At 73.3% G+C, this 22,926-nt stretch carries 19 protein-coding genes; 7 read left to right on the forward strand and 12 right to left on the reverse strand.

All coding sequences use genetic code 11. From position 1 onward, the window contains the following. The first annotated feature begins 73 nt into the window (after window positions 1-73). The 3 genes from ACH495_RS19690 to ACH495_RS19700 are packed head-to-tail and all read left to right on the forward strand — an operon-like array spanning window position 74 to window position 1,574. Window positions 74-436 (forward strand): ArsR/SmtB family transcription factor, encoded by a 363-nt coding sequence (locus ACH495_RS19690; RefSeq protein WP_396859179.1) that lies wholly within the window; start codon window positions 74-76, stop codon window positions 434-436. Continuing rightward, window positions 433-1,170: an aquaporin gene (locus ACH495_RS19695; protein ID WP_396859180.1), complete on the forward strand. Its 738-nt coding sequence runs from the start codon at window positions 433-435 to the stop codon at window positions 1,168-1,170. The genes ACH495_RS19690 and ACH495_RS19695 overlap by 4 nt, the downstream gene beginning before the upstream one ends. Then, window positions 1,167-1,574, forward strand: coding sequence for an arsenate reductase ArsC (locus tag ACH495_RS19700; RefSeq protein ID WP_396859181.1), 408 nt, complete (start codon window positions 1,167-1,169; stop codon window positions 1,572-1,574). Before ACH495_RS19695 ends, ACH495_RS19700 begins: the two co-directional genes overlap by 4 nt. Here the strand turns inward: ACH495_RS19700 and ACH495_RS19705 are convergent. Both ACH495_RS19705 and ACH495_RS19710 read right to left on the reverse strand, forming a co-directional pair. Further along, complete coding sequence (locus tag ACH495_RS19705) at window positions 1,471-2,370, reverse strand: CPBP family intramembrane glutamic endopeptidase (RefSeq protein WP_396859182.1); 900 nt, start codon at window positions 2,368-2,370, stop codon at window positions 1,471-1,473. The two genes, ACH495_RS19700 and ACH495_RS19705, sit on opposite strands and share 104 nt — an antisense overlap. A gap of 35 nt (window positions 2,371-2,405) precedes the next feature. Next, window positions 2,406-3,368 carry a DMT family transporter gene (locus ACH495_RS19710; RefSeq protein WP_396859183.1) on the reverse strand — a complete coding sequence of 321 codons (963 nt, stop codon included), beginning with the start codon at window positions 3,366-3,368 and terminating at the stop codon, window positions 2,406-2,408. On the opposite strand from ACH495_RS19710, the gene ACH495_RS19715 reads away from it, so the two are divergent. The 3 genes from ACH495_RS19715 to ACH495_RS19725 all read left to right on the forward strand — a co-directional run bounded on the left by ACH495_RS19715 (window position 3,367) and on the right by ACH495_RS19725 (window position 6,224). Further along, window positions 3,367-4,758, forward strand: coding sequence for a PLP-dependent aminotransferase family protein (locus tag ACH495_RS19715; RefSeq protein WP_396859184.1), 1,392 nt, complete (start codon window positions 3,367-3,369; stop codon window positions 4,756-4,758). The two genes, ACH495_RS19710 and ACH495_RS19715, sit on opposite strands and share 2 nt — an antisense overlap. Window positions 4,759-4,853: 95 nt before the next feature. After that, a complete protein-coding gene (locus ACH495_RS19720; protein ID WP_396859185.1) occupies window positions 4,854-5,498 on the forward strand; it encodes a LuxR C-terminal-related transcriptional regulator in 645 nt (214 codons plus the stop codon). A gap of 114 nt (window positions 5,499-5,612) precedes the next feature. Further along, complete coding sequence (locus tag ACH495_RS19725) at window positions 5,613-6,224, forward strand: LuxR C-terminal-related transcriptional regulator (RefSeq protein WP_396859186.1); 612 nt, start codon at window positions 5,613-5,615, stop codon at window positions 6,222-6,224. On the opposite strand, the gene ACH495_RS19730 is transcribed toward ACH495_RS19725, so the two are convergent. The 8 genes from ACH495_RS19730 to ACH495_RS19765 form a co-directional block, all read right to left on the reverse strand. Next, window positions 6,154-7,932, reverse strand: a complete 1,779-nt coding sequence (locus tag ACH495_RS19730; RefSeq protein WP_396859187.1) for an ATP-binding cassette domain-containing protein — start codon at window positions 7,930-7,932, stop codon at window positions 6,154-6,156. The genes ACH495_RS19725 and ACH495_RS19730 overlap by 71 nt on opposite strands. Next, on the reverse strand, window positions 7,929-9,596 hold the full coding sequence (locus ACH495_RS19735) for an ABC transporter ATP-binding protein (RefSeq protein WP_396859188.1): 1,668 nt from the start codon (window positions 9,594-9,596) through the stop codon (window positions 7,929-7,931). The genes ACH495_RS19730 and ACH495_RS19735 overlap by 4 nt, the downstream gene beginning before the upstream one ends. Before the next feature lie 64 nt (window positions 9,597-9,660). After that, window positions 9,661-9,780: a SapB/AmfS family lanthipeptide gene (locus ACH495_RS19740; protein ID WP_269692070.1), complete on the reverse strand. Its 120-nt coding sequence runs from the start codon at window positions 9,778-9,780 to the stop codon at window positions 9,661-9,663. A 41-nt stretch (window positions 9,781-9,821) separates the two neighbouring features. Next, window positions 9,822-9,941 carry a SapB/AmfS family lanthipeptide gene (locus tag ACH495_RS19745; protein WP_088647629.1) on the reverse strand — a complete coding sequence of 40 codons (120 nt, stop codon included), beginning with the start codon at window positions 9,939-9,941 and terminating at the stop codon, window positions 9,822-9,824. Window positions 9,942-10,010: 69 nt separating this feature from the next. Beyond that, a complete protein-coding gene (gene lanKC, locus ACH495_RS19750) occupies window positions 10,011-12,560 on the reverse strand; it encodes a class III lanthionine synthetase LanKC (protein WP_396859189.1) in 2,550 nt (849 codons plus the stop codon). A gap of 216 nt (window positions 12,561-12,776) precedes the next feature. Beyond that, window positions 12,777-13,928 (reverse strand): helix-turn-helix domain-containing protein, encoded by a 1,152-nt coding sequence (locus ACH495_RS19755; RefSeq protein ID WP_396859190.1) that lies wholly within the window; start codon window positions 13,926-13,928, stop codon window positions 12,777-12,779. Continuing rightward, window positions 13,918-14,085 (reverse strand): hypothetical protein, encoded by a 168-nt coding sequence (locus ACH495_RS19760; RefSeq protein ID WP_396859191.1) that lies wholly within the window; start codon window positions 14,083-14,085, stop codon window positions 13,918-13,920. The genes ACH495_RS19755 and ACH495_RS19760 overlap by 11 nt, the downstream gene beginning before the upstream one ends. A 208-nt stretch (window positions 14,086-14,293) precedes the next feature. Further along, the gene (locus ACH495_RS19765) at window positions 14,294-15,523 is read right to left on the reverse strand and encodes a helix-turn-helix domain-containing protein (protein ID WP_396859192.1); all 1,230 of its coding nucleotides are present in this window, start codon (window positions 15,521-15,523) and stop codon (window positions 14,294-14,296) included. Window positions 15,524-16,187: 664 nt separating this feature from the next. Here ACH495_RS19765 and ACH495_RS19770 point away from each other — a divergent pair. Next, a complete protein-coding gene (locus ACH495_RS19770) occupies window positions 16,188-16,733 on the forward strand; it encodes a hypothetical protein (RefSeq protein WP_396859193.1) in 546 nt (181 codons plus the stop codon). Between the two features lie 83 nt (window positions 16,734-16,816). Here the strand turns inward: ACH495_RS19770 and ACH495_RS19775 are convergent, their stop codons facing one another. Next, window positions 16,817-18,232, reverse strand: a complete 1,416-nt coding sequence (locus ACH495_RS19775; RefSeq protein ID WP_396859194.1) for a DNRLRE domain-containing protein — start codon at window positions 18,230-18,232, stop codon at window positions 16,817-16,819. A gap of 222 nt (window positions 18,233-18,454) precedes the next feature. Continuing rightward, window positions 18,455-22,741, reverse strand: coding sequence for a discoidin domain-containing protein (locus ACH495_RS19780; RefSeq protein WP_396859195.1), 4,287 nt, complete (start codon window positions 22,739-22,741; stop codon window positions 18,455-18,457). Window positions 22,742-22,926: the final 185 nt, after the last annotated feature.

Here is a 22,926-nt window from a genome sequence, read left to right on the forward strand (position 1 = left end):
CGGTTCTTGTCTAGACGACTGTCGAAGCAGCGCCTACGTTGCCCCCTGTTTCGAAATCTGTCAAGCTAGACGCATGTCGAAACAAGCGCTGCCCGACGGGGTCGCCCGCTGCTCCCCGATCGCGGCCCGCCCCCTGGCGCCCGAGCAGGCCGCAGAGGTCGCGCCCCTGTTCAAGGCGCTGGGTGACCCGATCCGCCTGCGACTGATGTCGATGATCGCCTCGGTGCCGGAGATCTGCGTCTGCGATCTCACCCCGGCCTTCGACCTGTCCGGGCCGACCATCTCGCACCACCTCAAGGTCCTTCGCGAGGCCGGCCTGGTCGACTCGGAGCGACGCGGGACCTGGGTCTGGTACCGGGTCCGGCCCGACGTGTTCCGGCAGCTCGGCGCGCTGCTGGAGATCTCGGCCGCCCCCGGCGACGGGCGCGCGGCGTGAGCCTCGCCCTGGCCCGGCGGGCATCGGCGGAGTTCGTCGGCACCGCCCTGCTCGTCACCGCCGTCGTCGGCTCGGGCATCGCCGCCGCCCGGCTGTCCCCCACCGACACGGGACTGCAACTGCTGGAGAACGCGATCGCCACCGCCCTCGCCCTGGGCGCGCTCATCCTGACGTTCGGCCCGGTCTCCGGCGCGCACCTCAACCCGGTCGTCTCCGCCGTCGACTGGTGGCTCGGCCGCCGCGCCGGCACCGGCCTGACCGGGCGCGACCTGGTGGCCTACGCAGCCGCCCAGACCGGCGGCGCGATCACCGGCGCCGTCCTCGCGCACCTGATGTTCGACCTCCCGGCGGTGGCCTGGTCCCGCACCGACCGGTCCGGCGGGCACCTGTGGCTGGCCGAGGTGGTCGCCACCGCCGGTCTGGTCCTCCTGATCTTCGCCCTGGCCCGCTCCGGCCGCACCTCCGCCGCGCCGGCCGCCGTGGGCGCGTACATCGGCGCGGCCTACTGGTTCACCTCGTCGACCTCGTTCGCCAATCCGGCCGTCACGATCGGCCGGGCCTTCTCGGACACGTTCGCCGGCATCGCCCCGGCCTCGGTGCCCGGCTTCGTGGTCGCCCAGCTCGTCGGCGGCCTGGTCGCCGTCGCCGCGCTCGCCATCTGGTATCCCCACGCCGGCGACGCCGCCGACGCCGTGGTCGTGCCCCACCTCACCCCGGAGACCGAAACACGATGAGCCGCAAACCCACCGTCCTGTTCGTCTGCGTCCACAACGCCGGCCGCTCCCAGATGGCCGCCGGCTGGCTGCGCCACCTCGCCGGGGACGCCGTCGAGGTGCGCTCCGCCGGCAGCGAACCCGCCGACCGGATCAACCCCGTCGCCGTCGAGGCCATGCGCGAGGTCGGCATCGACATCACCGACCGGACGCCGGCCCGGCTCACCTGGGACGCGGCCGAGGCCAGCGACGTCATCGTCACCATGGGCTGCGGCGACGCCTGCCCGGTCTTCCCCGGAAAGCGCTACGAGGACTGGCAGCTCACCGATCCGGCCGGCCGGTCGCTGGACGTCGTCCGTCAGGTCCGCGACGAGATCCGGCAGCGGGTGGCGCACCTGATCCGCACGCTCGACGGTCCGGCGTAGCCGACCCCGCCGGCCGGGGCCGGAACGCGGCGGAGCACAGCAACGGCACGCACACCAGCGCCAGCGCGACGACGACGCAGATCATGTTCCGCACCGCCCCCAGCTCGCCGAGGAGCTGCTCGACGAGCAGACCCGCCACCATGTTGTTGCCGGCGTGCGCCAGGCTGGTGACCCACACCGAACCGCTCCGGGCGTAGAGCCAGCACAACATCACCTGGAACAGCACGAACGTCAGCGTCCAGAGCGCCATGCTCACGGTGTGGTCGGGAAACTCGGCATAACCGAGGTAGGCGAGCGGATAGTGCCACACCGCCCAGATCAGCCCGGTCGCGAGCACCGACGCACGGGGACGGTCCGGCAGCAGGCGGGGCCAGAGGAAGCTGGTCCAGCCGAACTCCTCCCCCCAGTAGACCGGTGTCGTCACCAGTTGCAGGATCAGCAGCAGCGCGACGGCGCCCGGCCCACCCACCGGGGACAGGTCCGGCCGCCACCACCCCGACGCGGCGGCGCAGCCGAAGGCGAGGAACGTGACGGCCAACGGCGCGAACCAGGCGATCAGCCACCATCGCCACGCACCCCGTAGCCGCAACCGCAGCCCCGCGTCGGCGAACCCCTCCCGGGTGACCCACCGTCGCACCACCACGGCCCCGATCGCCGGCATCGCCGCCACCGGCAGTTGGACCAGCGGGTTCACCAGCGACCAGCCCAGCACCGACCGGGCAAGGAAGAGGTACGGCCACGTGCCGCCGAACGCGATGACCAGAAAGACGACGATTCCCCGTACGCGAAGAGACATGCCCTGAGCTGATCATCGCGACGGCAGCGCGATCACTACCGCTGGACGGCCTGTTCGGGGTGGGGCCGGGCGTACCCACGCGGGCGCGCGGCGCCCCGGGTGCGTTGGATGAGCACCACGCAGGCCAGCACCGCCCCCGCCACGACGACGGCGGCCGGGGTGATCGCCTCGCCGAGCAGCAGCGCCGACCAGATCAGCGTGAGCACCGGCTGGACGAGCTGGATCTGGCCCACCTTGGCGATGCCGCCGGCGGCCAGACCGGCGTACCAGGCGAAGAAGCCGAGGAACATCGAGACCAGCGTGAGGTAGCCGAACCCGGTCCAGGCGGCGGCGCCGGCCTGCGGGCGGTGGGCGAGGGCCGCCACCACCGTGATCGGGACGGTGACCGGCAGCGAGAGCAGCAACGCCCAGCAGATCGTCCGGGCGCCGCCGAGGTGGCGGGCCAGGCGGCCGCCCTCGGCGTACCCGAGACCGCACAGCACGACGGCGGCGAGCAGGAACAGGTCCGCCGGGGAGAGCGTGCCGCGCATCGCGTCGCCGGTGGCCAGGAACCCGAGCACCAGCGCCAGCCCGGCGGCACTGGCGAGCCAGAACAGCGGCGGCGGTCGCTCGCCGGCCCGGAGCACCGCGAACACCGCGGTCATGGCAGGCAGCACGGTGACGACGACCGCGCCGTGCGCGGACGTCTGCGTGGTGAGCGCGAGCGACGTGAACAGCGGAAAACCGACGACCACGCCGAGCGCGACGACGGCCAGTCGCCGCCACTGCTCCCGGGTGGGGCGCGGCGCCCGGGTCGACAGCAGGTACGCCGCCGCGAGCAGCGCCGCGCCGACGGCCCGTCCGAACGCGACGAACCACGGGTCGAGCGTATGCACGGCGACGCGGGTGGCCGGGAGCGACATGCTGAACGCCAGCACGCCCAGCGCGCCGAGCGCGATGCCGGCGCCCGGCCGGGCCGTTACCGTCGTGGGGTCAGTAGCGCTACTCTGTTCCGTCATGAACGATGGTAGCGCTACCGATCGCGTTGTCCACCACCTGCGCGTGCTGGTGGCGGCCGCCGCGCCCGGCACGCGGCTGCCGTCGGTGCGGGAGCTGACCGCCCACCACCACGCCTCGCCGGTGACCGTCGCCGAGGCGACCCGGCGGCTCGTCGCGGAGGGACTGGTCGAGACGCGCTCGGGTCGTGGCGCGTTCGTGGCGGCCCGACGCGTCGACCCGCCCCGCCCGGACCTGTCCTGGCAGACCGTCGCGTTGGGCTCCCGGCGGTCCGGCGGGGAGGAGATGCAGGCGCTCCTGGCGTTGCCGCCGGCCGGGGCCATCCCGTTGACCGGCGGCTACCTGGCCCCGGAGCTCCAGCCGGCCGCCGCGCTCGGTGCGGCACTCGCCCGCGCGGCCCGGCACCCGGCGGCGTGGCAGCGCGGCCCGGTGGAGGGGCGGGCGGACCTGCGGGCCTGGTTCGCCCGCGAGGCCGGCGGCGGCCTGCGCGCCGAGGACATGGTGATCTGCCCGGGCGGGCAGGCCGCCCTCGCGTCCACCCTGCGGGCGCTCACCGTGCCCGGCGACACGCTGCTGGTCGAGTCCCCCACCTACCTGGGCGCGCTGGCCACCGCGCACGCCGCCGGGCTGCGGGTGGTGCCGGTGCCCGCCGACGCCGAGGGGGTACGCCCCGACCAGCTCGCCGCCGCGTTCGCCCGCACCGGCGCCCGGTTGTTCTACTGCCAGCCGCTGCACGCCAACCCGCACGGCGCGACGCTCAGCCTCCCGCGGCGGGCCGAGGTGGCGGCCGCGGTCCGCGACGCGGGCGCGTTCCTCGTCGAGGACGACTACGCCCGAGACCTGACCATCGACGGCGCGGCGCCGCCACCGTTGGCCGCCGACGACCCGGACGGGCACGTGGTCTACCTGCGGTCGCTGACCAAGCCCGCCGCGCCGGGCCTGCGGATCGCCGCGCTCGGCGCGCGGGGACCGGCCGGGGAACGGCTGCGCGCCGCCCGGCTGCTCGACGACTTCTTCGTGGCCGGGCCGCTGCAACAGGCCGCGCTGGAGTTCCTCGCCGCGCCGGCCTGGGACCGGCACCGCCGTACGCTGCGCAAGGAGCTGCGGGCCCGCCGGGAGGCGCTGCTCGCGGCGCTGGACCGGCACCTGCCGTCGCTGACCCCGCACCACGTCCCGCGCGGTGGCCTGCACCTGTGGGTCCGGTTGCCGGACGGCACGGACGACGTCGCGGTGACCGCGGCGGCCGCCGCCGAGGGGGTCACCGTCTTCCCCGGCCGTCCCTGGTACGCGGCCGAGCCGCCGGCGCCGCACCTGCGTCTCTCCTACGCCGCCGCCCCGCCGGAGGCGATGGACGAGGCGGTCCGCAGGCTGGCCGTCGCACTCGGACACTGACGGCCGGTCCGGCCGCCCAACCACATGTCGGGATCGTGCCGGAAACGCACCGCGCCGGGGGTTACCCGTTACGCCGCGTCGGGCACAGTAGTCCCGTGAGTGATACCCGTAGCCAATCACCGACCGGTCCGGCGCCGGCGATCCGGGTCGCCGTGCTCGGCGAACCCGGCCTGTGCCGGACGCTCGTCGCCGGGGTGGTCGCGGCGGCCCCCGACTTCGAGGTGGTGGTGGAGGGGGAGGCGTGCGCCGCCGACCTGTGCCGACTTGCCGACCCCGGCCCCGATCTGGTGCTGGTCGACCTCAATCCGGAGGACGAGCCGGCGACCGTGGTCGCGGCGCTGCGCGCCGCCGTGCCGCACTGCGCGGTCGTGGTGCTGACGAACCGGCCGAGTGCCCGGATGCTGCGGTCGGCGCTGCGCCTGCGGGTCCGTGGGGTGGTCGCCAAGGACGTGCCGCCCGAGGAGATGCTCGCCCAGTTGCGGGCCGTCGCCGAGGGGCGCCGCGCCATCGACCCGGTGACCGCCGTCGCCGCCCTCGACACCGCGGTCAACCCGCTCACCGAGCGGGAGCGGGAGGTGGCCGCCGCCGCCGCGACGGGCCTGCCGAGCCGGGAGATCGCCGGGTCGCTGCATCTCGCGCCCGGGACGGTCCGCAACCACCTGTCCAGCCTGCTGCGCAAGACCGGCGGCCGAAACCGGTGGGAGGCGGTGCAACGCGCCCAGGAGGCCGGGTGGATCTGACAACAGGTTGACAGCGGGTGTCGCCGGGTCGGTGAGTTAAATAAGATTCCTGACGGCTGGTTATCAGATGTTCACGATACGTCAGGAAGACGGGGGTCATGGCAGGGAGTCGACATGGTCCGCACGCTGCTCGCGCTCAAGGGACGGCTGGTCCGGGGCGCGCTCGCCCACCTGCTGTCCGCCCAGGGCGACATCGATGTGGTCGCTGAGGCGGACACCCCCCTTGCCGTCCGGGCCGCGCTGCTCGGCGAGCGCCCCGACGTCGCCGTGATCGACGTCGACGTCGTGCCGGTGAACCAGTTGGTCCGGCTCGCCGCCGCGGCCGACGGCAGCCACGGCGGTCGGCTGCTGGTGCTGGTGGACCAGCGTCGGGCCGGGCGGCTGCGCGCGATGCTCGCCGAGCATCGCGGGTGGATCGGCTTCCTCAACCGTGACGTGCCGCCCGACCGGATCGCCGAGGGGGTCCGGCAGGTCGCCGACGGTCAGGTCGTGCTCGACCCGGACCTGGTCGTCGCCGCGCTCGAGATGGCCGACAATCCGTTGACCCCCCGGGAGCGGGAGGTGCTGGACGTGGTCGCCGAGGGCCTGCCGGTCCGCGAGATCGCGCAGAAGCTGGGCGTCTCGCCGGGGACGATCCGCAACCACCTGTCGCACATCATGGCGAAGACCGGCGCCCGGACCCGCTGGGAAGCGGTACGGACCGCCCGGGATGCCTGCTGGATCTGACCCGGTCCCCGGCCCCCTCCCAGTAGCCCACCATCTCCCGGTACGCCGCCGAGCCGGCCAGCAGCCCGTGATGACTGTCCAGGTGGGCCTGCCCACCGTCGAGCAGCAGCACGCGCCGGGCCCGCACCGCCGAGGTGATCCGGTGCGCGATCACCACGAGGGTGCCGGGCCGGGCGGCGAACGCCAGCTCCAGGCGGGCCTCGGTGGCCGGGTCCAGGTGGCAGGTCGCCTCGTCGAGGATGAGCAGCGGCGCCGGCGACAGCCAGGCCCGCAGCAGCGCCACCTGCTGGCGTTCCCCGGCGGACAGATCCGCCGGCCGCAGCGTCGCGTCGAGACCGCCGCACCGGGCCACCAGGTCGGTCAGGCCGAGCCGGTCCGCCGCCCGGAGGATCGACGGGTCGTCCACGTCGGGCCGCAGGTAGCGGACGTTGTCCCGGACCGTGCCGGTGAAGACGTACGCCTCCTGCGGGATCAGCACCCGGCGGGCGGCCAGCTCGGCCGGCGTCGCCGCGCCGGTCGGCGTGCCCGCGACGCGGACCGTGCCCGAACCGGGGCGCAGCACGCCGGCCATCAGCCCCGCCAACGTGGACTTGCCGATCCCGCTCGCGCCGACGATCGCCAGGTGGTCGCCCGCCGGCACGGTCAGGTCGAAGCCGTCGAGCACCGGCGCGGCGTGTGGCCCGTACCGGAAGGTCACCGCCCGCAGCGACAGCGCGGGCGCGGCCGGGTCGGGCGGCGCCGCCGGTGCGCCGCCGGGCTCCGCCGGGGGTACGCAGGTCCGCAGCAGCCGGTCGAGGGTGACCACGAAGCGCAGGCCGCCGGCCGCCACGCCCTGGAACAGCGTGTGCAGCGCCGGCTGGATGCCGTGCACGACGTAGACCAGCGCGCCGAGCAGCGCGCCCGGCCCGAGACCGCGCCCGAGCAGCCACGGCGCGGTCAGCAGCAGCACCGGCACCGGCAGCCACCCGCCGACGGCCAGGCTCAGACTGCGCGCGGCGGCCATGGTGGCCAACCGCCGCTCCACCCGTGCCTGCGCGTCGACGTGCCCGCCGAGCCAGTCGACGACCCGCTCCCCGGTCCCGCTGACCGTGACGTCACGATGGCCGGTCACCGCGACCACCGAGTCCCGGCCGAGCCGCTCACCGGCCCGGACGTACTCCCGTTGCCGGGCCACCATCGCCGGCAGGGCGGCGGCGAAGAGCAACAGGCCGGCGAGCACCGGCACGATCACCAGCAGCGCGACCGGAGCGGCCAGGGAACAGAGACCGACCACTGCCGCGCCGGCGGCGAAGACGAAGCCCCGGACCACCATCAGCAGGCCGGCCCAGGTGTCCCGGACCATCTCCACCTGGTGGGTCAGCCGGGTCACCGCCGCGTCGTCCGCCCGCCCGTCGGTCGCGCCGGCCAACGCCCCCGCGACGACCCGCCGCAGCAGGTCGTCGCGGAACGGCTCCACCACGTCGCCCAGCAGCCCGTACGCCTGCCGGGTGCCGAGCGCGCCGACCAGCACGGCGAGCGCCAGCAGGCCCAGCCAGAGCAGTCCGACGGCCGGCCGGCCGGCCAGGAACCCGCCGTCCACGGCCCGGGCGGTCAGCAGCCCGGTCAACGCCGCCGGCAGCGCCTCGGCCAGTGACCAGCCGGCCAGCCGCAGCAGCGGGCGGCGTCGCGTCGACAGCTCCGCGCGGACCACCGCGCCGACGGTGGTCACGACCGGAACACCGCCCGGTACGCCGGGTCGTCCCACAACGCCCGGTGCGGGGCGACCGCGCGGACCCGGCCACCGTCCACCCAGGCCACCAGGTCGGCGCGGGCGGCGGTGCCCACCCGGTGGCTCACCACCACCCGGGTACGTCTGTCGTCGTGGCCGGTGAGCGTGTCCACCACCCGGTGCTCGGTCACCGTGTCCAGGCTGGACGTGGCGTCGTCGAGGATCAGCAGCCGGTCGGCGCGCAGCGCGCGGGCCAGACCGAGCCGCTGCCGTTCGCCGCCGGAGAGGGCGAGGCCGCCCAGCGGGGTGCGGTAGCGCTCGGGCAGCCGCTGCACCACGTCGTCGACCTCGGCGGCACGGGCCAGCGGCACCGGGTCGCCGCCGCAGCCGACCGCCGCGCCGACGGTGTCACCGACCAGCACGGGCCGCTCGAAGCCGTAGCCGACCGCCCGGCCCAGCGCCGCCGGCGTCAACTCCCGCAGCGGTACGCCGTCCAGGCGTACCTCGCCGGCGTCCGGGTCACGCAGCCGGCCCGCCACGGCGGCCAGCAACGACTTGCCGGCCCCGGACGGCCCGACCACGGCGAGGAGCGTGCCGCCCGGCACCCGCAGGTCGACCCGGTGCAGCAGCGGACGCCCGTCGTCGTCGCGGACCTCCACCCCACTCAGCTCCAGCCGGCCCGACCCGGGCGGCAGGTCCCGGCCGCCGTGCGCGCGGGGCGGCTCGTCGAGGATCTCGGCGGCCCGACCGCAACCGGCGCGTACCCGCACGGCGGTGTTGACGGCGGCGATCGCGGCACCGAGCCCCGCGCCGATCGTGGCGTACTGCAGGGCGGCGAGCAGCTCACCGGGGGTCAGCCGGCCGGCCGACAGCGACCAGCCACCGACGGCGACGACCGCCAGTTGCAGCAGCGGGTTCAGCAGGGCGCCCCGGGCCGCCGCGCCGGCGAGCACCCGCCAGGTGCGCAGGCCGTGCCGGCGCAGCTCGGGCAGCGGCGCGAGCACCCGCTCGACCTCGTGCCCGGCGGTGCCGGCGGCGGCGATCGTCCGCGCGCCGGCGAGCGCCTCGACCAGCCGCCCGGCCAGGTGGCCCTGGGCCCGCTGGTAGCCGGCGACCGCACCGGACGCCTCGCTGACGAACCGGCGCAGCAGCACGGCCAGGAGCACCAGCCCGACCACGAACGTCAGGCCGAGCCAGGGATCGATCAGGGTGAGCGCGACCAGGCTGCCCAGCGGTGGCAGCAGCACGCTGCCGACCAGGACGACGGTCGGGGCGGCCTGCCCGGCGTCGGCTACCTGCCCCACCATCCGGCCGACCAGGTCACCCACCGGCCGGCGACCCACGGTGCGCGGATCGAGGGCGAAGAGGTGGCGGACCAGGGTGTGCCGCAGCGCGGCGACCGAGCGGGCGCCGGCCGCGCCGGTGCCGTAGTCGTGGGCCGCCCGCGCGCCGATCAGCACCAGCACCAGGGCGACGACCACCGCGAGCCACCGGCCGGACGACGACTGCGGCGCGACCCCGACGGCGGCGTCCACCGCCCGTCCCAGCACGGCGGGGAGCGTCAACTGGGCCGCCGCCTCCACCACGGCGAGCACCGCCAGCACCGGTGTCCACCAGCCGGCGAACGCCACGGCGCGCAGCGCGAGCCGGTCGGCGGGGGTCATCGGTCCTCCCACGGGCGCGGGCCCCGGACCGGCGTGAGCCGGCCCGGGGCCAAGCGACTGATCGTCAGTTGCAGGTGGTGACGCTCAGCGAGCTGTCGCCGCAGAGCAGCAGGCTGGCCTGGCTGCCACCACCGGTGCGCTCGGCGGCCGGCAGTTCCATCCCCTGAAGGTCGAGCAGAGCCATGTCGCTTCCTCTTTCTCTCGTGACGTCGGTCGTCGGGTGGGTCAGTTGCAGGTGGTGACGCTCAGCGAGCTGTCGCCGCAGAGCAGCAGGCTGGCGCGGCTGCCGCCACCGGTGCGCTCGGCGGCCGGCAGTTCCATCCCCTGGAGATCGAGCAGTGCCATGTCCATTCACCTCCTTCCGGTCACGTCGGTACGGGTCGCCCCGGGGAAGCCGGGGGGTCGGTGGGCCGCTCAGTCCGTGCCCGCGACGCGCGTCGCGTCGGGCAGCGGAGTCAGGAACGGCAGGTGGAGCGGGTGGTCCGGCCGGGTCGCGGCGAGCGCGGCGAGCACCCCGGCGGTGCCGGTGGCCAGGTCCATGGAGAGGCGCAGGAGCTGGTCGCCCGGGAAGGCGGGGCGATCCCGGTACGGCAGGGCGTGCCAGCCGAGCAGTCGGGCCTGCTGCCGGGCCGCGTCCCGGTCGCCACGCTCGGCGAGGTACGCGACGATCCCGGCGCGGCCGGCGAAGAGGCCGGACTGGGCGTAGAACGGGGAGTCGGCGGCACGGCGGATCGCGGTCGCCTCGTCGCGCAGCGCGTCGTCGGGCCGGTGGCGCAGGTACTGGTCGAGCACCAGCCCGATGCCGACGCTCCCCTCGGCCAGGTAGGGCATGGTCCGCCAGCCCTCGTTGACCTCCAGGTGCCCGGCGTCGCGGCGGACGCAGCGGCGCAGGTCCTGGCGCAGCGCGGTGCGCGCGTGGTCGAGCAGGTCGGCGTCGCCGTCCCGCTCGAACATCCGCAGCAGCATCAGCGCCACGCCGGCCCCGCCCCGGGCCAACCCGGCGTACGGATGTTGCCCGCCGCTGGTCTCGGCGACCGATTCGACGTCGCCGAGCCGGCCGACCACCACGTCGACGGCCCGCCGGGCGGCGTCGGCGTACCGGCGTTCGCCGGTCAGCGCGGCGAAGTGGGCCAGGTTCAACGCGATCCCGGGTAGTCCCCCGGTCAGGTCGTCGCGCACCTCGGTCCAGGGCTGGTCGAGGCAGAGGTCGAGCAGGCGCAGCGCCTCGCCCCGGTGCCCGAGCAGGTCCAGCACGTACGCGATGCCGTGCAGCCCGTCGTAGAGGCCGAGCCGGCTGCCGGAGGCCGGTTCGCGTACCCGGTCGATCAGCCACCGCTCGTGCGCGGGGTCGGTGCCGGCGCCGCTGGCGTGCAGCGCCCAGAGCACCCCGGCCGCGCCGTACGCCAGGTTGAGCCCACCGTCGGCGCCGGCGAACTGGCGGATGTCGCCGGGGAAGAGCCGGTCGTCGCGCTCCGGGGTGGCGCTGGCGGTGATCGCCTCGGCGAGCCGGTCGCGCAGGCCGGGCCAGTCGTCCGGGTCGATCGTGACGGCCCGCCGGAGGTCCGCCGGGCGTCCGCCGACGATCACCTCGACCGCCTCGTCGAGCAGCTCGCGCGGCACCGGGAAGTTCTCGGCGACCACGTCCGCCAGGTGCGCCGCCTTGGCCGGGGCCAGTCGCAGCATCGCGGTCAGCGGCAGGAACAGGGCGAGCCGCAGACAGGCCAGCGCGTACCGGTCGACGTCGACGCCGGTGCGGTCGCGGGGCGCGGCGAACGCCTGGTTGCGCAGCGCGGGGCGGGTCGCCTCGGCGACGTCGGTGGCGACCTCGAAGTCGATCAGTGTGACCGCGCCGTCGTCGCCCACCATGATGTTGAACATGTGCAGGTCGCCGTAGACGATGCCGTGCGCGTGGATGGCGGCGACCGCCTCAGTGACCTGGCGGTGCACGTCCAGCGCCCAGCGGGTGTAGTCGGCCCGCTCGGCGTCGACGTGGACCAGCGGGTACCGCTCGACGACCACCTGGTTGAGCGGGCGGCCCTCGACGAACGCCAGGGCCAGGAACTCGTGCCCGCCGAAGCTGAACTCGTCGTGCACCCGCACCAGGTGCGGCACGTCGGCCAGCCGGCGCAGCGTCTCCGCCTCGCGGCGCAGCCGGGTCACCGCGTCGGCGCCGGTCGCGTCCAACCCGGCGTGCGGGCGGGCCTCCTTGAGCACCACCCGCTGGTCGGTGCGGGTGTCGCGGGCGACGTAGAGGCCGCCGCCGTTGGAGAAGTGGATGACCTTCTCGATCCGGTACGGCAGGTCCGTCGTCGTCGCCGCGTTGCGGGCGGCCAGGTGCGGGGCGAGGAAGTCGGGCAGCGTCACCCACTCCGGCACGTGGAACACCGGGTCCCGCCGGTCGGGCACCAGGACGCCGTCCGGGGTCTCGATCGCCGGCACCGTCTGCCCGTCGGCGGAGACGCAGTAGCGGGCGGCGAAACCGCCGTAGCGCAGGTACACCGGGCCGTCGCCGTAGCGCAGGTCGCTGAGGATGTACGGCCCGGTCTCGCCGTCGAGCAGGCCGGCGAGTTCCTTGGCGGTCAGCTCCAGCTCGGCGTCGTCGCGCGGGTAGACGGTGACGAACTTCCCGCTGGCGCCGCGCCGGGCGTACTTGCTGTTGCGCATGAGCAGCAGGCGCGGGCCGCGCAGGTGCTTGAACGCGATGCCGCGGGGCCGGCAGTATTCGACCACGCGGGCCAGTACGCGCTCCGCGTTGTCGAGTCGGGCCGACACGTGGATCTTCCAGCCCTGCGCGGGGAGGGACCCGCCGACCGGGCCGTGGATCAGCCAGTCGTCCTTGACCTCGCACTCCCAGCCGTCCGGCACCGGGCCGGTCGGGTAGGCGTCCGCGTCGGCCGTGGTGCCGGCCAGCGAGTCGTAGAAGAGCGGATCGACCGCGCAGTACGAGTCGTACCGTTCGTCCATGTCGGTTGCCTCCACCGGCTGATCGGTTGACGTCAATCCTGCGGATGGCGGAAGCGCGGGCCCAGTGCGACAAGTCACGACCGACCGATGAGTTTCACCCCCCGAAGTCGTGACAACAGCGGAGTTTGAACTCGCGAATGCCGTGTGACCAGTCGTTGCGCGGCCCGCCCCCGTCGATCTTGGACTTGTGGTGCCACGGTATGCCGGTTTCGCTCCTTATCGGAGGTGCCACAACTCCAAGATCGGCGCTTCGGTCGAGAGCTGGGCGGTCAGGGCGCGCGCCGTGGGGCGGTGGCGGACCTCGGCGGGCGCGAGGCGCTCCGCCCGCACCAGGGCCTTCGCCGCGCCCTCGGCGTCACCCACCAGGAGGTACGCCCGCGCGGCGTCCACCAGACACGCGGCGCGATGTTCCAGCGGCAGCCACCGCCACCCCTCCCCCGCGATCGCCGCCTCGTGCCGGGCCACCGCCTCCGCACCGTCGCCCCGCTCGACGGCGGCGACGACCCGCGCCACGTCCACCGCGGCCGGCCCGAACGCGGTCCGACAGTGGTCGTGCCCGTCACCCACCCGGGCGGCCATCTCCGCCGCCTCGTCCAGCAGGTCACCGGCGACGCGCCCGTCGCCCGCCCGCGCCGCCGTCAACGCCGCCTGCGTCAGCAGCGTCCCGCACAGCGACAACTCCTGCGGCGTACCCGAATCAAGGTCGCGCGGCGCGATCCGGTACGCGGCGGCCAGCAACACCGACCGGGCCCGCGCCGACGCCCGCAACACCGGCCCGAGCTGCACCGCCGCGCAGGCCGACAACGTCCGGTCCCCGGTCGCGGCCGACATCGCCCGGTCGGCGGCCAGCCAGGCGAGACTCGCCTCGTCCAGCTTGGTCAACAGCGCCGCCGTCACCCGGTACGCGTCCACCACCGCCGCCCGACCTGCCTGCGGATCCCGCGCCTGCCAGCTTTGGACATCGGTCAGTAACGCCGGGAGCTGCTCGATCACTTGCGGGTAGCGGGCGTGCCGGTAGGTGTTCCAGGCGTACGCCACGGCCTGACCCAACCGGTCCGGCGGCGCGTCCCGGCCGGACGTCATGCCGTACGTGGACAGGGCCGCCCGGATGCGGGCGACGCCCTCGCTCCGCTCGGTTGCCTCGGCGGGGCGGGCGTCGTGGTCGAGCAGCGTCGCCGCGTCGACGCGCAGCACCGCCGCGATCTCCCGGATCGTCGAAACCCGCTCCAGCGACCGGACGCCGCGCTCCACCTTGTCCACCCAGCTCTTCGACTTGCCCAGCCGGTCGGCGAACGTCTGCTGCGACAGCTTGCGGCGCACCCGCAGATAGGCGACGCGCCGGCCGATCGGCACCCGCTCACCGGTCACGACGCCACCGCCGGTCCGGCACCGCCCGAGTGGTGTCGTCGACAGGTGTTCGGTCCGCCTCGGCCTGCGCGATGATCCGCTGCCGGGCCGCCTCCTGCTCGGCGGCTTCCGCCTGTTCACCTGGGCTCTGTTCCGGCTCGCGCTGACTACCGCTCATGTGCGACCTCCTGGAAGACGCGGCGGTGATGTCCTCGGGAACCGGCATCACCGCGCTGTTCAGGGGCGCGACTCGCGACTGAGGTGACGTCCCATCACCTCAACGATCGCGGCCCGTATCCAGAGGTTCACCCAGCGAGATCGCCGCAGTCAGGTGCAGAACAGACCATGGCAAATAGTCCACAAAAATGGTCGTACGTCGCGTACGACTATGCGCCGACCAGTGATGCCAGCTCGGCCAAGTCCTTGGTCATCGTTCGCCGCCGCCGTTCAGCGATCGACTTCACGATGTCCCGGGCGTACCGCTGCTGCCGGAGCCAGGCCGGCGCCCGGTCCCGCAGGCCCATGAGCACACCGGTCGCGTCCGAGTAGGCACCGGTCTGCACGTGTGACCAGGCAACGTCCAGAAAGTGCCGCTGACGAGACGAGGGTGTCACCTGCGGGGATCGGTGCACCTGCCGTGCCAGCATCAGCGCCTCGTCCGGCCGCCCCGCGATCACCGCCGCCTCCACGCGCATCAGGTGCACGCCCTCGGTCGAGTAGTCGTTCCCGATGAGATCGGCGTTCGGGTCCTGCCGATCACCGAGCCGATGCGCGCCGGCCGCCGCCAGGTCAAGCATGTCGCGGGCGTCGTCGTGCCGCGCGTCGCGCACCGCTGCCGACGCCGCCTTGATCAGCAAAAACCCCCACGCCGACAGGTCAGCCGGGGACGCCGTGGACAGCTTCGGCTCCACCTGATCGGCGGTACGCACCGCGAGGACTTCCGCCTCTCCGAAGCGGGCCTGCCGCAGCAGCAACCAGCACATCGCCGCGACCGCCGCAGGACCGACCGCCCGGTCTCCGCTACGCCGGGCGTGATCGAGTGCTGCGGTGAGGGCGACGTGTGCCAGGTCGACCCGACGGAGTTGGATGAGCAGCCGACCGGCCAACTGGTGCGCCTGGGACGCGAGCGCATGCGCGGCCAGCCGCTCGTCGCCGTCGGCGATCTCGACGAGGGTCCGCGCCTCGTCCAGCAGGCCGGGGATCAACGTGAGCGCGGCTGCGTAGTCGTTGGCGTGATAGATCGTGTTGGCCGCGAGGATCGAGCGGCGCACGTCCGCCGCGGTAGGTGGGCCGATCTCGGGCTCGTCGAGCACCGAACACCCGTCGAGGCCGGACACCGGCGTCAGTGCGCGGCGGACGGCCACGAGGCCGAGTGGCTCGGCATTGGGCTCCCGCATCGCCTGGGCCTGTGCGGCGGAGCCCATCAGGGCGGTGGTGGGGACACCGAGCGCGGTGGCCAGCTTGTTCAGCGTCGACATGCGGGCGCTGGTGCGCTCGTTCTGCTCCAGCTTGCGGATGGTCTCCACGCTCACGCCAGCCTTCTCGGCCAGACGTTCCTGCGTCAAGGTGGACTCGGTGCGCAGCTTGCGCAGGTGATCACCAATGGTCGTGAGCATGGCAGCCTCCCCGGCAGCGGACTGTGCCCCGAACCCGCCGGCCGTCCGACGGGCCACCACTTCGGACGGTACACCGAGCCGCCGACTCGATGGTGACGGTGAGCGTTCGAAACGCGACAGCCGGTGCAGCACACGATGACATCAAGGCGCTCAACGGAGTGCGCCCCCGACCCTCACGCAGGGACGCCGATTCGTGCACCCGGACTGACCCACGCCCGGCGCGCATGGGCTGCATTGCCAGCAGACCGCCGCCCCCCAGACGCTCGAACGTGTTCTTCGGGAAGTCGAGCGGGCCGCTCGGCAGCAACATTGAAGGCCGGCAGCAGACTCTTGCCGCCAACGTGCAGTTAAGGCCGAATTATCCCGCCAGCCCAGACAATTGCCATCAGTCTGCCGCACGCCGATCCAACCAACACTATGAGACCAAATAGCACTCCCCGAAATTGCTTCTTTTTGCCGACCGAACAACGGTCATGGAATTTGTAGGCATCCCTGAGCAGCAGAGATGTCCAATGATTGCCGTCGAGCCGGATAGGGCGGGATTTCTGGCACGGTCGTACCGACCAGTATCTATTGCGCTTTCGAAAATCGCAGCGATAGCCTACGTCCCCGATCACGCGCCACGGGGGGTTCAATTCTCGGGCGTCCACTGACAGGAGACAACGTGCTCAGACGCTTTGCAGCCGTCGGAATCGCCCTGCTGGCCTGCTTCGCGGCCACCGGCGCGGTGGCAATGCCGGCGCACGCCTCGGAACCCGACTGTTCTCTCAATTGCGACGGCGGAGGCGGGGATGGGGGCGGCGGTGGGACCGGCGACCCGGGCACGCCGCCGCCCCCGTCGACGCCGGCGTACAACCTGCAGGGCGTCATCCAGTTGGAGAGCGTCGGCCACGAGGGAGCCTGGCCGTTCCGCGTCGGTGGCATCAAGGTCCGTGGCTACTCGCGGCTCGCCACCTGGAGCAACGACCGGGTGGACGCCAACTACATCAACGTCCGGTGCTCGGCCACCGTGCTCAGCTACTCCACCAACGACTCCGACTCGGAGAACAACGGCGCGCTCGTCGACGTGACCTTCTGGTCGCCGACCGTCCCGGTCAGTGGCGTCCCCGCCCAGTCCCGGACGGTCACGGTCAGCTGCACCCACCACGCCGAGAAGAACGGCGTCAACTACGACACCACCAGCACCGCCCAGTTCCTCATCCCTGAGTGATTCTCCGGGGTGGCCCGGTCCGGACCGGGCCACCCCGCCGTGCTCGCGCCCGAGCGGGCACCGCTCACTTCAGTCAGCCGGGTTCAGTGGCAGGTGCCGCTGCCGCCGTCGGTGAAGGTCTGCCCGGTCACCGGCAGAAAGCGCCAGTCGTATCCGCCGGTGTAGAGGGTGAGCCTCAGGACGCCGTAGGTGGTGCCGTTGCGTACCTCGCTGTTGGGCACCACGGTGCCGAAGTTTGACTGGAGGGAACGACCGCCGGTCCCCACCACGAACTCGCGGATGCCCCGGGCGGGGTCGGCGGTCCGGTCCGGGGACTGGGGGGCGAACCGTTCGTACTGGTGGGCGTGCCCGTTCAGCACGATCTCGGCGCCGGCGTCGTAGAGCGCCCGGAACAGCGGTAACACGTTGGGCGCCTGCCGCTCGCCGGAGCTGAACAGGGGGTGGTGCCAGTAGGCCAGGGTGCAGCGGCTGGGGTGGGCCGCGAGGTCGGCACGCAGCCACCGCTCCTGGGCCGAGCCCGCCTGGCAGCCACCCACCTTGGCGCAGTTGGAGTTCAGCACGACGATGTGCCAGTCAGAGGAGCCGGGCAGGTCGTACGAGTAGTAGCCGAGTCCCGCAGGGCCGGCCGCCGCCCCGAAGTAGGCGAAGTAGGGGGCGGCGTTGGCGGTGAGGTACTCGTGGTTGCCGACTGCGGGACGGGTGCGGGCCTTGTGTCGTCCCCAGGTCGGCTGGTAGCAGTTGGCGAACTCGGCGGTGGTGCCGGACTCGTAGACGGAGTCGCCGATCGTGGCCACGGTGCCCGGCTGGCTGTCCAGGATCCGCGCGGTCTCCTCGTCCCGGTCGGTGGTGCAGCTCGCGATGTCCCCGGCGGCCAGCAGGATGTTGTCGGGGCTGGGGGGCACGCCGGTGTCGACGGCGAGTCGAGGCCAGTTCTCGGCGCTCTCCCGGGCGTCGTAGTAGGCGCCGTCCGGGTCGGTGGAGGAGATGGCGAAGCTGACCACCATGTTGCCGGTCACCGCGGCGGTCACGTCGGCCTGGTACCAGCGATCCGGCTTGACGATGCCGAACCGGGACAACGGCGAGCCGATCGGGGACGGTCGGTTGGCGTAGGTCAACGTCGTCTCGACCCAGTTCGCGCCGGTGCGCTCGATCGTGCCACCCGTGAGGCTGCCCGCGAAGCTCGCGCTGCTGGTGTGCATCACCAACCGGGCATGCACCACGGGCGCGGTCAGGCCGGTGACCGCGAAACTCACGTACGAGATCCGGGCCGGGCCCGCGGCCACCGCCAGCCTCGACGACGTGTCGTAGTTCGTGGTGGGCGCGGCGGCGTTGACGTAGCTGTCGTTGGTGGCGGCGAAGACCTGGGTCGTGATGGCCGCCTCGGCGGGCGAGCCGACGGTCAGGGCGGCACCGACCATGACCGGGCCGAGGATCGCGGCGAGCATGGCGCGCGTGGTCCCGGAGGCCCGGGACGGAACGAGCCGGGTACGGAGGCGCATCCGTGGAGTACATCCGGACCACCGTGAGCGGGGCGTCACCACGTCGACCCGGCCCGGTGACGTTCGAACGCGTCCCCCACCTTCTCGGCACAACACGGAGGGCCGCCGGGAGAGTCCTCTCCCGGCGGCCTGCCGCCATCAGCGGCACCGACAACGAACGCCGGGCGCGTGAGAAGGGGCCCCTTCTCTACCGGAGGCGTTAAGAAGGGGCCCCGCCTTACATCAGTTGCGGGTGATGGTGAAGGTGGTGGTGTTGTTGCGGATGTCCTGGTAGTTGTCGGTCAGGCGGAGGTTGGTGAAGGTGGCCGCGCCGACCGCCGGGCCCTGCCCCGCCTCGGGCATCTCGTTGACCCAGATGCCGAAGCCGGACTTCGCGTCGAACGCGTCGCCGCTGCGCCGCGCCCCGGAGATCGAGACGTTGGTGAGCACCGTGTCGGTGATCGGGTTCTCCGGCTGGCTGCCGGTGTACTTCGTCTGGAACATGATCCCGGAGTACGTCGGGTCCACGATGTCCACGTCGCTGACCCGGATGCCGCGGAACTCCTTGGACGCGGAGAACAACCACATCGCCGGGAACGTCTGCGCGCCCCAGAAGTGCCCGCCGGAGCGGATCAGCGAGATGTTCTCGAACCGGGTGGGTGGGTTGGCGCCGAACCCGACGAACGGGTAGCCGAAGTCCAGCGAGCTGATGGTGATGCCCGAGTACGTCAACTGGTCGGCGATGTAGAGGTTGCGGAAGATGTTGTCGTAGCCGCCGTACACGGCGATGCCGGCGGCCCGCCAGGTCAGCGTGGCGGTCAGGTTCTCGAACACGTTGCCGTGGTTGCCGCCCGAACCGCCCTGGTCGGTCGCGGAGAACAACGCGAACGCGTCGTCGCCGTTGGAGCGGCCCTCCGAGTTGGTGACCAGCGCGTTGGTGCTGCCGTTTGTCATGTTCACCGCGTCGGCGAAGGTGTTGCGGAACCGGCTGTCCCGGATGGTCAGCGCGTCCACGCTCACCCCCCAGTACGCGCAGACGGTGTGCTCCACCCAGACGCTGTCCAGCGTCAGGTTGTCGACGTCCTTCAGCTCGCCCCACACCTTGCCCGGACCATCGATCCGGTTGGTGTAGTTGCCGAAGAACGCCAGGTGGGCGAAGGTCGACCCGCTGGCCGAGGACTCGACCCGGAACCCGGCGTCGGTGTTCTGCTGGTTGGTCGGCGTCTGGAAGCGGGTGTACCACATGCCCGCGCCGACGACCTTCACCGCCTTGCCGTACACCTGGAGCTTCTGCGCGGTCTCGTAGGTACCGGCGGGCAGGTAGACGCCGACCAGCGTGCCGGTGGTGTCCATCCGCACCGCGTCCAGCGCGTTCTGCACGTCGGCGTGGCTGAAGCCGGTGGGCACCTTGTACCGGGCCGGGTCCGGGTTGGCGCGCGGCGACACCAGCTCGGTGTTGACGAAGTCGATCGCGTACGTGGTGCTGTTGGCCGGGTCCTTCTGGAGCCGGATCCGGCTGCCCGCCGGGACTGTGGCGTTGAGCAGCACGTTCGCCTCGTCGTAGAGGTGCCGGGGCGCGCCCGCGCTGGGCGAGTCGCTGGGGGCGGCCTCCGCGCCGTAGAGCCAGATGTGCTTCGAGGTGAGACTGATCGGCTTGTGCAGCACGCCGTTGACGTAGACGTTGAGCGTCGAGTCGATCCCGCCACCGCCCGGCGCGTCCGGGATGGAGAAGCGGGTGACCAGCGCGTTCGCGGCCGACTTGGTGGTCCACTCGACGTACGCGCCGGTGGTGGTGAGCGTGACCGCGCGCCGGCCGGACGCCTCGCCGGCCAGGTCGCCGATGGTGCGGTTCGGGCCGATGACCTGCGCGCCGCCGCCGACCGAGCCGTCCTCGGCCTCGTACGCGTCGTACCCCAGGTTCGCGCCGCGGCCGACGAACAGCGGCCGGTCGCTGGTGTTGTTCTGCCGCTTCACCGGCAGTTCGTTGGCGTCGTCGGCGAGCACCACCCGCACCGTGTAGCGGCCGTTGGCGGCGGTCCAGGTGCCGAGCGACACCGGGCCGGCGGTGGCCCCGGCGGCGATCGTGCCGGAGTACGCGCCGGTCAGCGTGCGGACCACCGTGCCGGCGTCGTTGAGCACGGTGAGCGTGATGCCGTGCGTGCCGCTCGCCGACGCGATCGTGCCCTGGTTGCGCAGCGTGACCGTGAAGCTGACAGTGGCGCCGGCGGCCGGCGTGCCGGGCGACCAGGTCACCGCGGACGCGACCAGGTCGGCGCTGGCCACCGGGCTGACCGTCAGCGCGGTCGGGCTGGTGTAGGAGTTGTTCGCCTCGTTCTGCTCGATCACCGTGTTCGACTCGTCGACAGTGGCGGTGAGCTGGTAGCTGCCGGCGTTGCGCGCGCCGATGCTCGCCGAGACGGTGCTCGACGCGCCGGCGGCGAGCGCGCCGACGGCGGCGGTGCCGACCTTCGTCGTACCCAGGTAGAGGTTGACGGTGGTGGCGGCGGACGCGGCGCTGCCGGCGTTGCGCACGGTGGCGGACAGCGTGATCGTGTCGGTCTCGACCGGCGTGGCGGGCGAGGCGGTGACGCCGGTGACGGTCAGGTCCGGGTTGGCCGCCGGCACGCCGATGACCTGGAGTTCGGCGACCTGGCCGTTGGACGAGCCGGAGTTCGCGGTGAACTGGAGCCGGACGTCCGCGGCGGTCGCGGACACCGGGACGGTCACCGTGTTGCCGGTGTTCGGGTTGAACGAGTACGTCGCGGCGCCGACCAGGCTGGTGAACCCGGACGCGGACTGCTCCCGGCCGAGCACCTGGAACGTCTGGGTGCGCGCGCCCCACGCCGGGTCCGGGTTCAGCTTCACCACCACCGCGCTGATGCTGGCGTTCGCGCCCAGCGCCACGGTCAGCGTGCTCGGGTACGCGCCGGGTGCGCCCTCCCAGTAGGTGGCGACGTCGTTGTCGACCGCGTTGGCGGCGTTGAACACGTGCACCACCGAGGACGCGGTGGCCGGCTTGCCGACCGCCAGGTTGGTGCCGCCGGTGGTGCTGCCGGGGCGGGTCACCGTGTTGCTGTTGGCCGACACGTTGCCGGCGGCGTCGCGGGCGCGCACCTGGTAGGAGACGGTGGCGCTGTCCGGCTGGCTGTCGGTGAACGTCAGCGTCGAGCCGCCGACGGTGGTGCGCAGCGCGCCGTTGGCCCACACCTCGTAGCCGGTGACGCCGACGTTGTCGGTGGACGCGGTCCAGGTCAACCGGATCTGCCCACTCGCGGGCTGGGTCCAGGCGAGGTTGCCGGGCGCGGTCGGCGCGGTGGTGTCTCCGGTGTTGCCGGTGCGGGTCACCGTGTTGCTGCTCGCCGACACGTTCCCGGCGGCGTCGCGCGCCCGCACGTAGTACGACACGGTGCTGCCGGCGGGCTGGGTGTCGGTGTACGTCAGCGTGGTGCCGCCGACGCTGGTGCGGAGCACGCCGTTGGCGTAGATGTCGTAGCCGGTGACGCCGACGTTGTCGGTGGACGCGGTCCAGGTCAACCGCACCTGGTCGGTGGCCGGCTCGGTGAACGCGAGACTGCCCGGCGCGCTCGGCGCCTGGGTGTCGCCGGTCGCCGGGCCGTAGATCTCCAGCTCGGCGAGCTGCCCGGCGGGCCAGGCGCTGTTCGCGGTGAACAGCAGCCGCAGGTAGCGGGTGGAGGCGGTGGGCACGGTGACGGTGACCGTGTTGCCGCCGGCCGGGTCGAACGCGTACGCCGCGGACGCGACGAGCGTGCCGAACGTGGAGCCGTTGGTGCTGCCCTGCACCGTCAGCGTCTGGGTGCGCGCGCCCCAGCCGGTGGGCAGCCGCAGCACCAGCCGGTTGACGCTGGTGGCGGCGCCCAGGTCGGCCTGGATCCACTGCGGGAACGCGTTGTTCGGGCTCTCCCAGTAGGTGGCCGCGGTGCCGTCGTTGGCGTTGCCGGCCCCGTACACGTCGGAGTGGCCGCTCTCGGTCATCGTCTTGCCGAGCGCCAGGTTGGTCGACGAGCTGGCGGTGCCGTAGACCTCCAACTCCGCGAGTTGGGCGGCGGCCCAGCCGGTGTTCGCGGTGACGGCCACGCGCAGGTAGCGGGCGTTGGTGGCGGAGAAGCCGAGCGTCACCGTGTTGCCGGCGGCCGGGCTGAACGTGCGGGCGGCCGGCGCGACGACCGTGGTGAAGCCGCTGCCGTCGGCGCTGGCCTGCACGGACAGTGTCTGGTTGCGGGCCTCCCAGGCGGCCGGGAGCTTGAGCACCACCTGGTCGACGGCGCGGCTGGTGCCGAGGTCGACCTGCGCCCACTGGGGCAGCGCGCCGCTGCTCTCCCAGTAGCTGCCCTGGTTGCCGTCGGTCAGGTTGGCGGCCACGAACGGGCCGTTGACGCTGCTGGCGCTGGCGGGCCGGCCGGCGGCGAGGTTCGGGCCGCCGGCGGCCAGGGCCGGCGGGGCCGGCGCCGCGGTGACGGCCAGGCCGACCGCGGCGAGCACCGCGACGATTCGGGTACGGAATCTGGACATGGTGGACGGACACCTTCTTCCCGGGGGACGTGGAGAGGCGTTGACGGGGGTGGGGGATGTGGTGGGGGGGGGGGCCCCCCCGCCCCCCCCCCCCCCGGGGCCGGGGGGGGGCCCCCCAACAAGCGGGGCGGGGGGGCCCGGCCCCCCGGGGGTACCGGGGACCAAAAGCCCCCCCCACCGCGGGG

Origin of the sequence: Micromonospora sp. NPDC018662 (genome assembly GCF_044391475.1) — a bacterium.
Lineage (GTDB): Bacteria > Actinomycetota > Actinomycetes > Mycobacteriales > Micromonosporaceae > Micromonospora.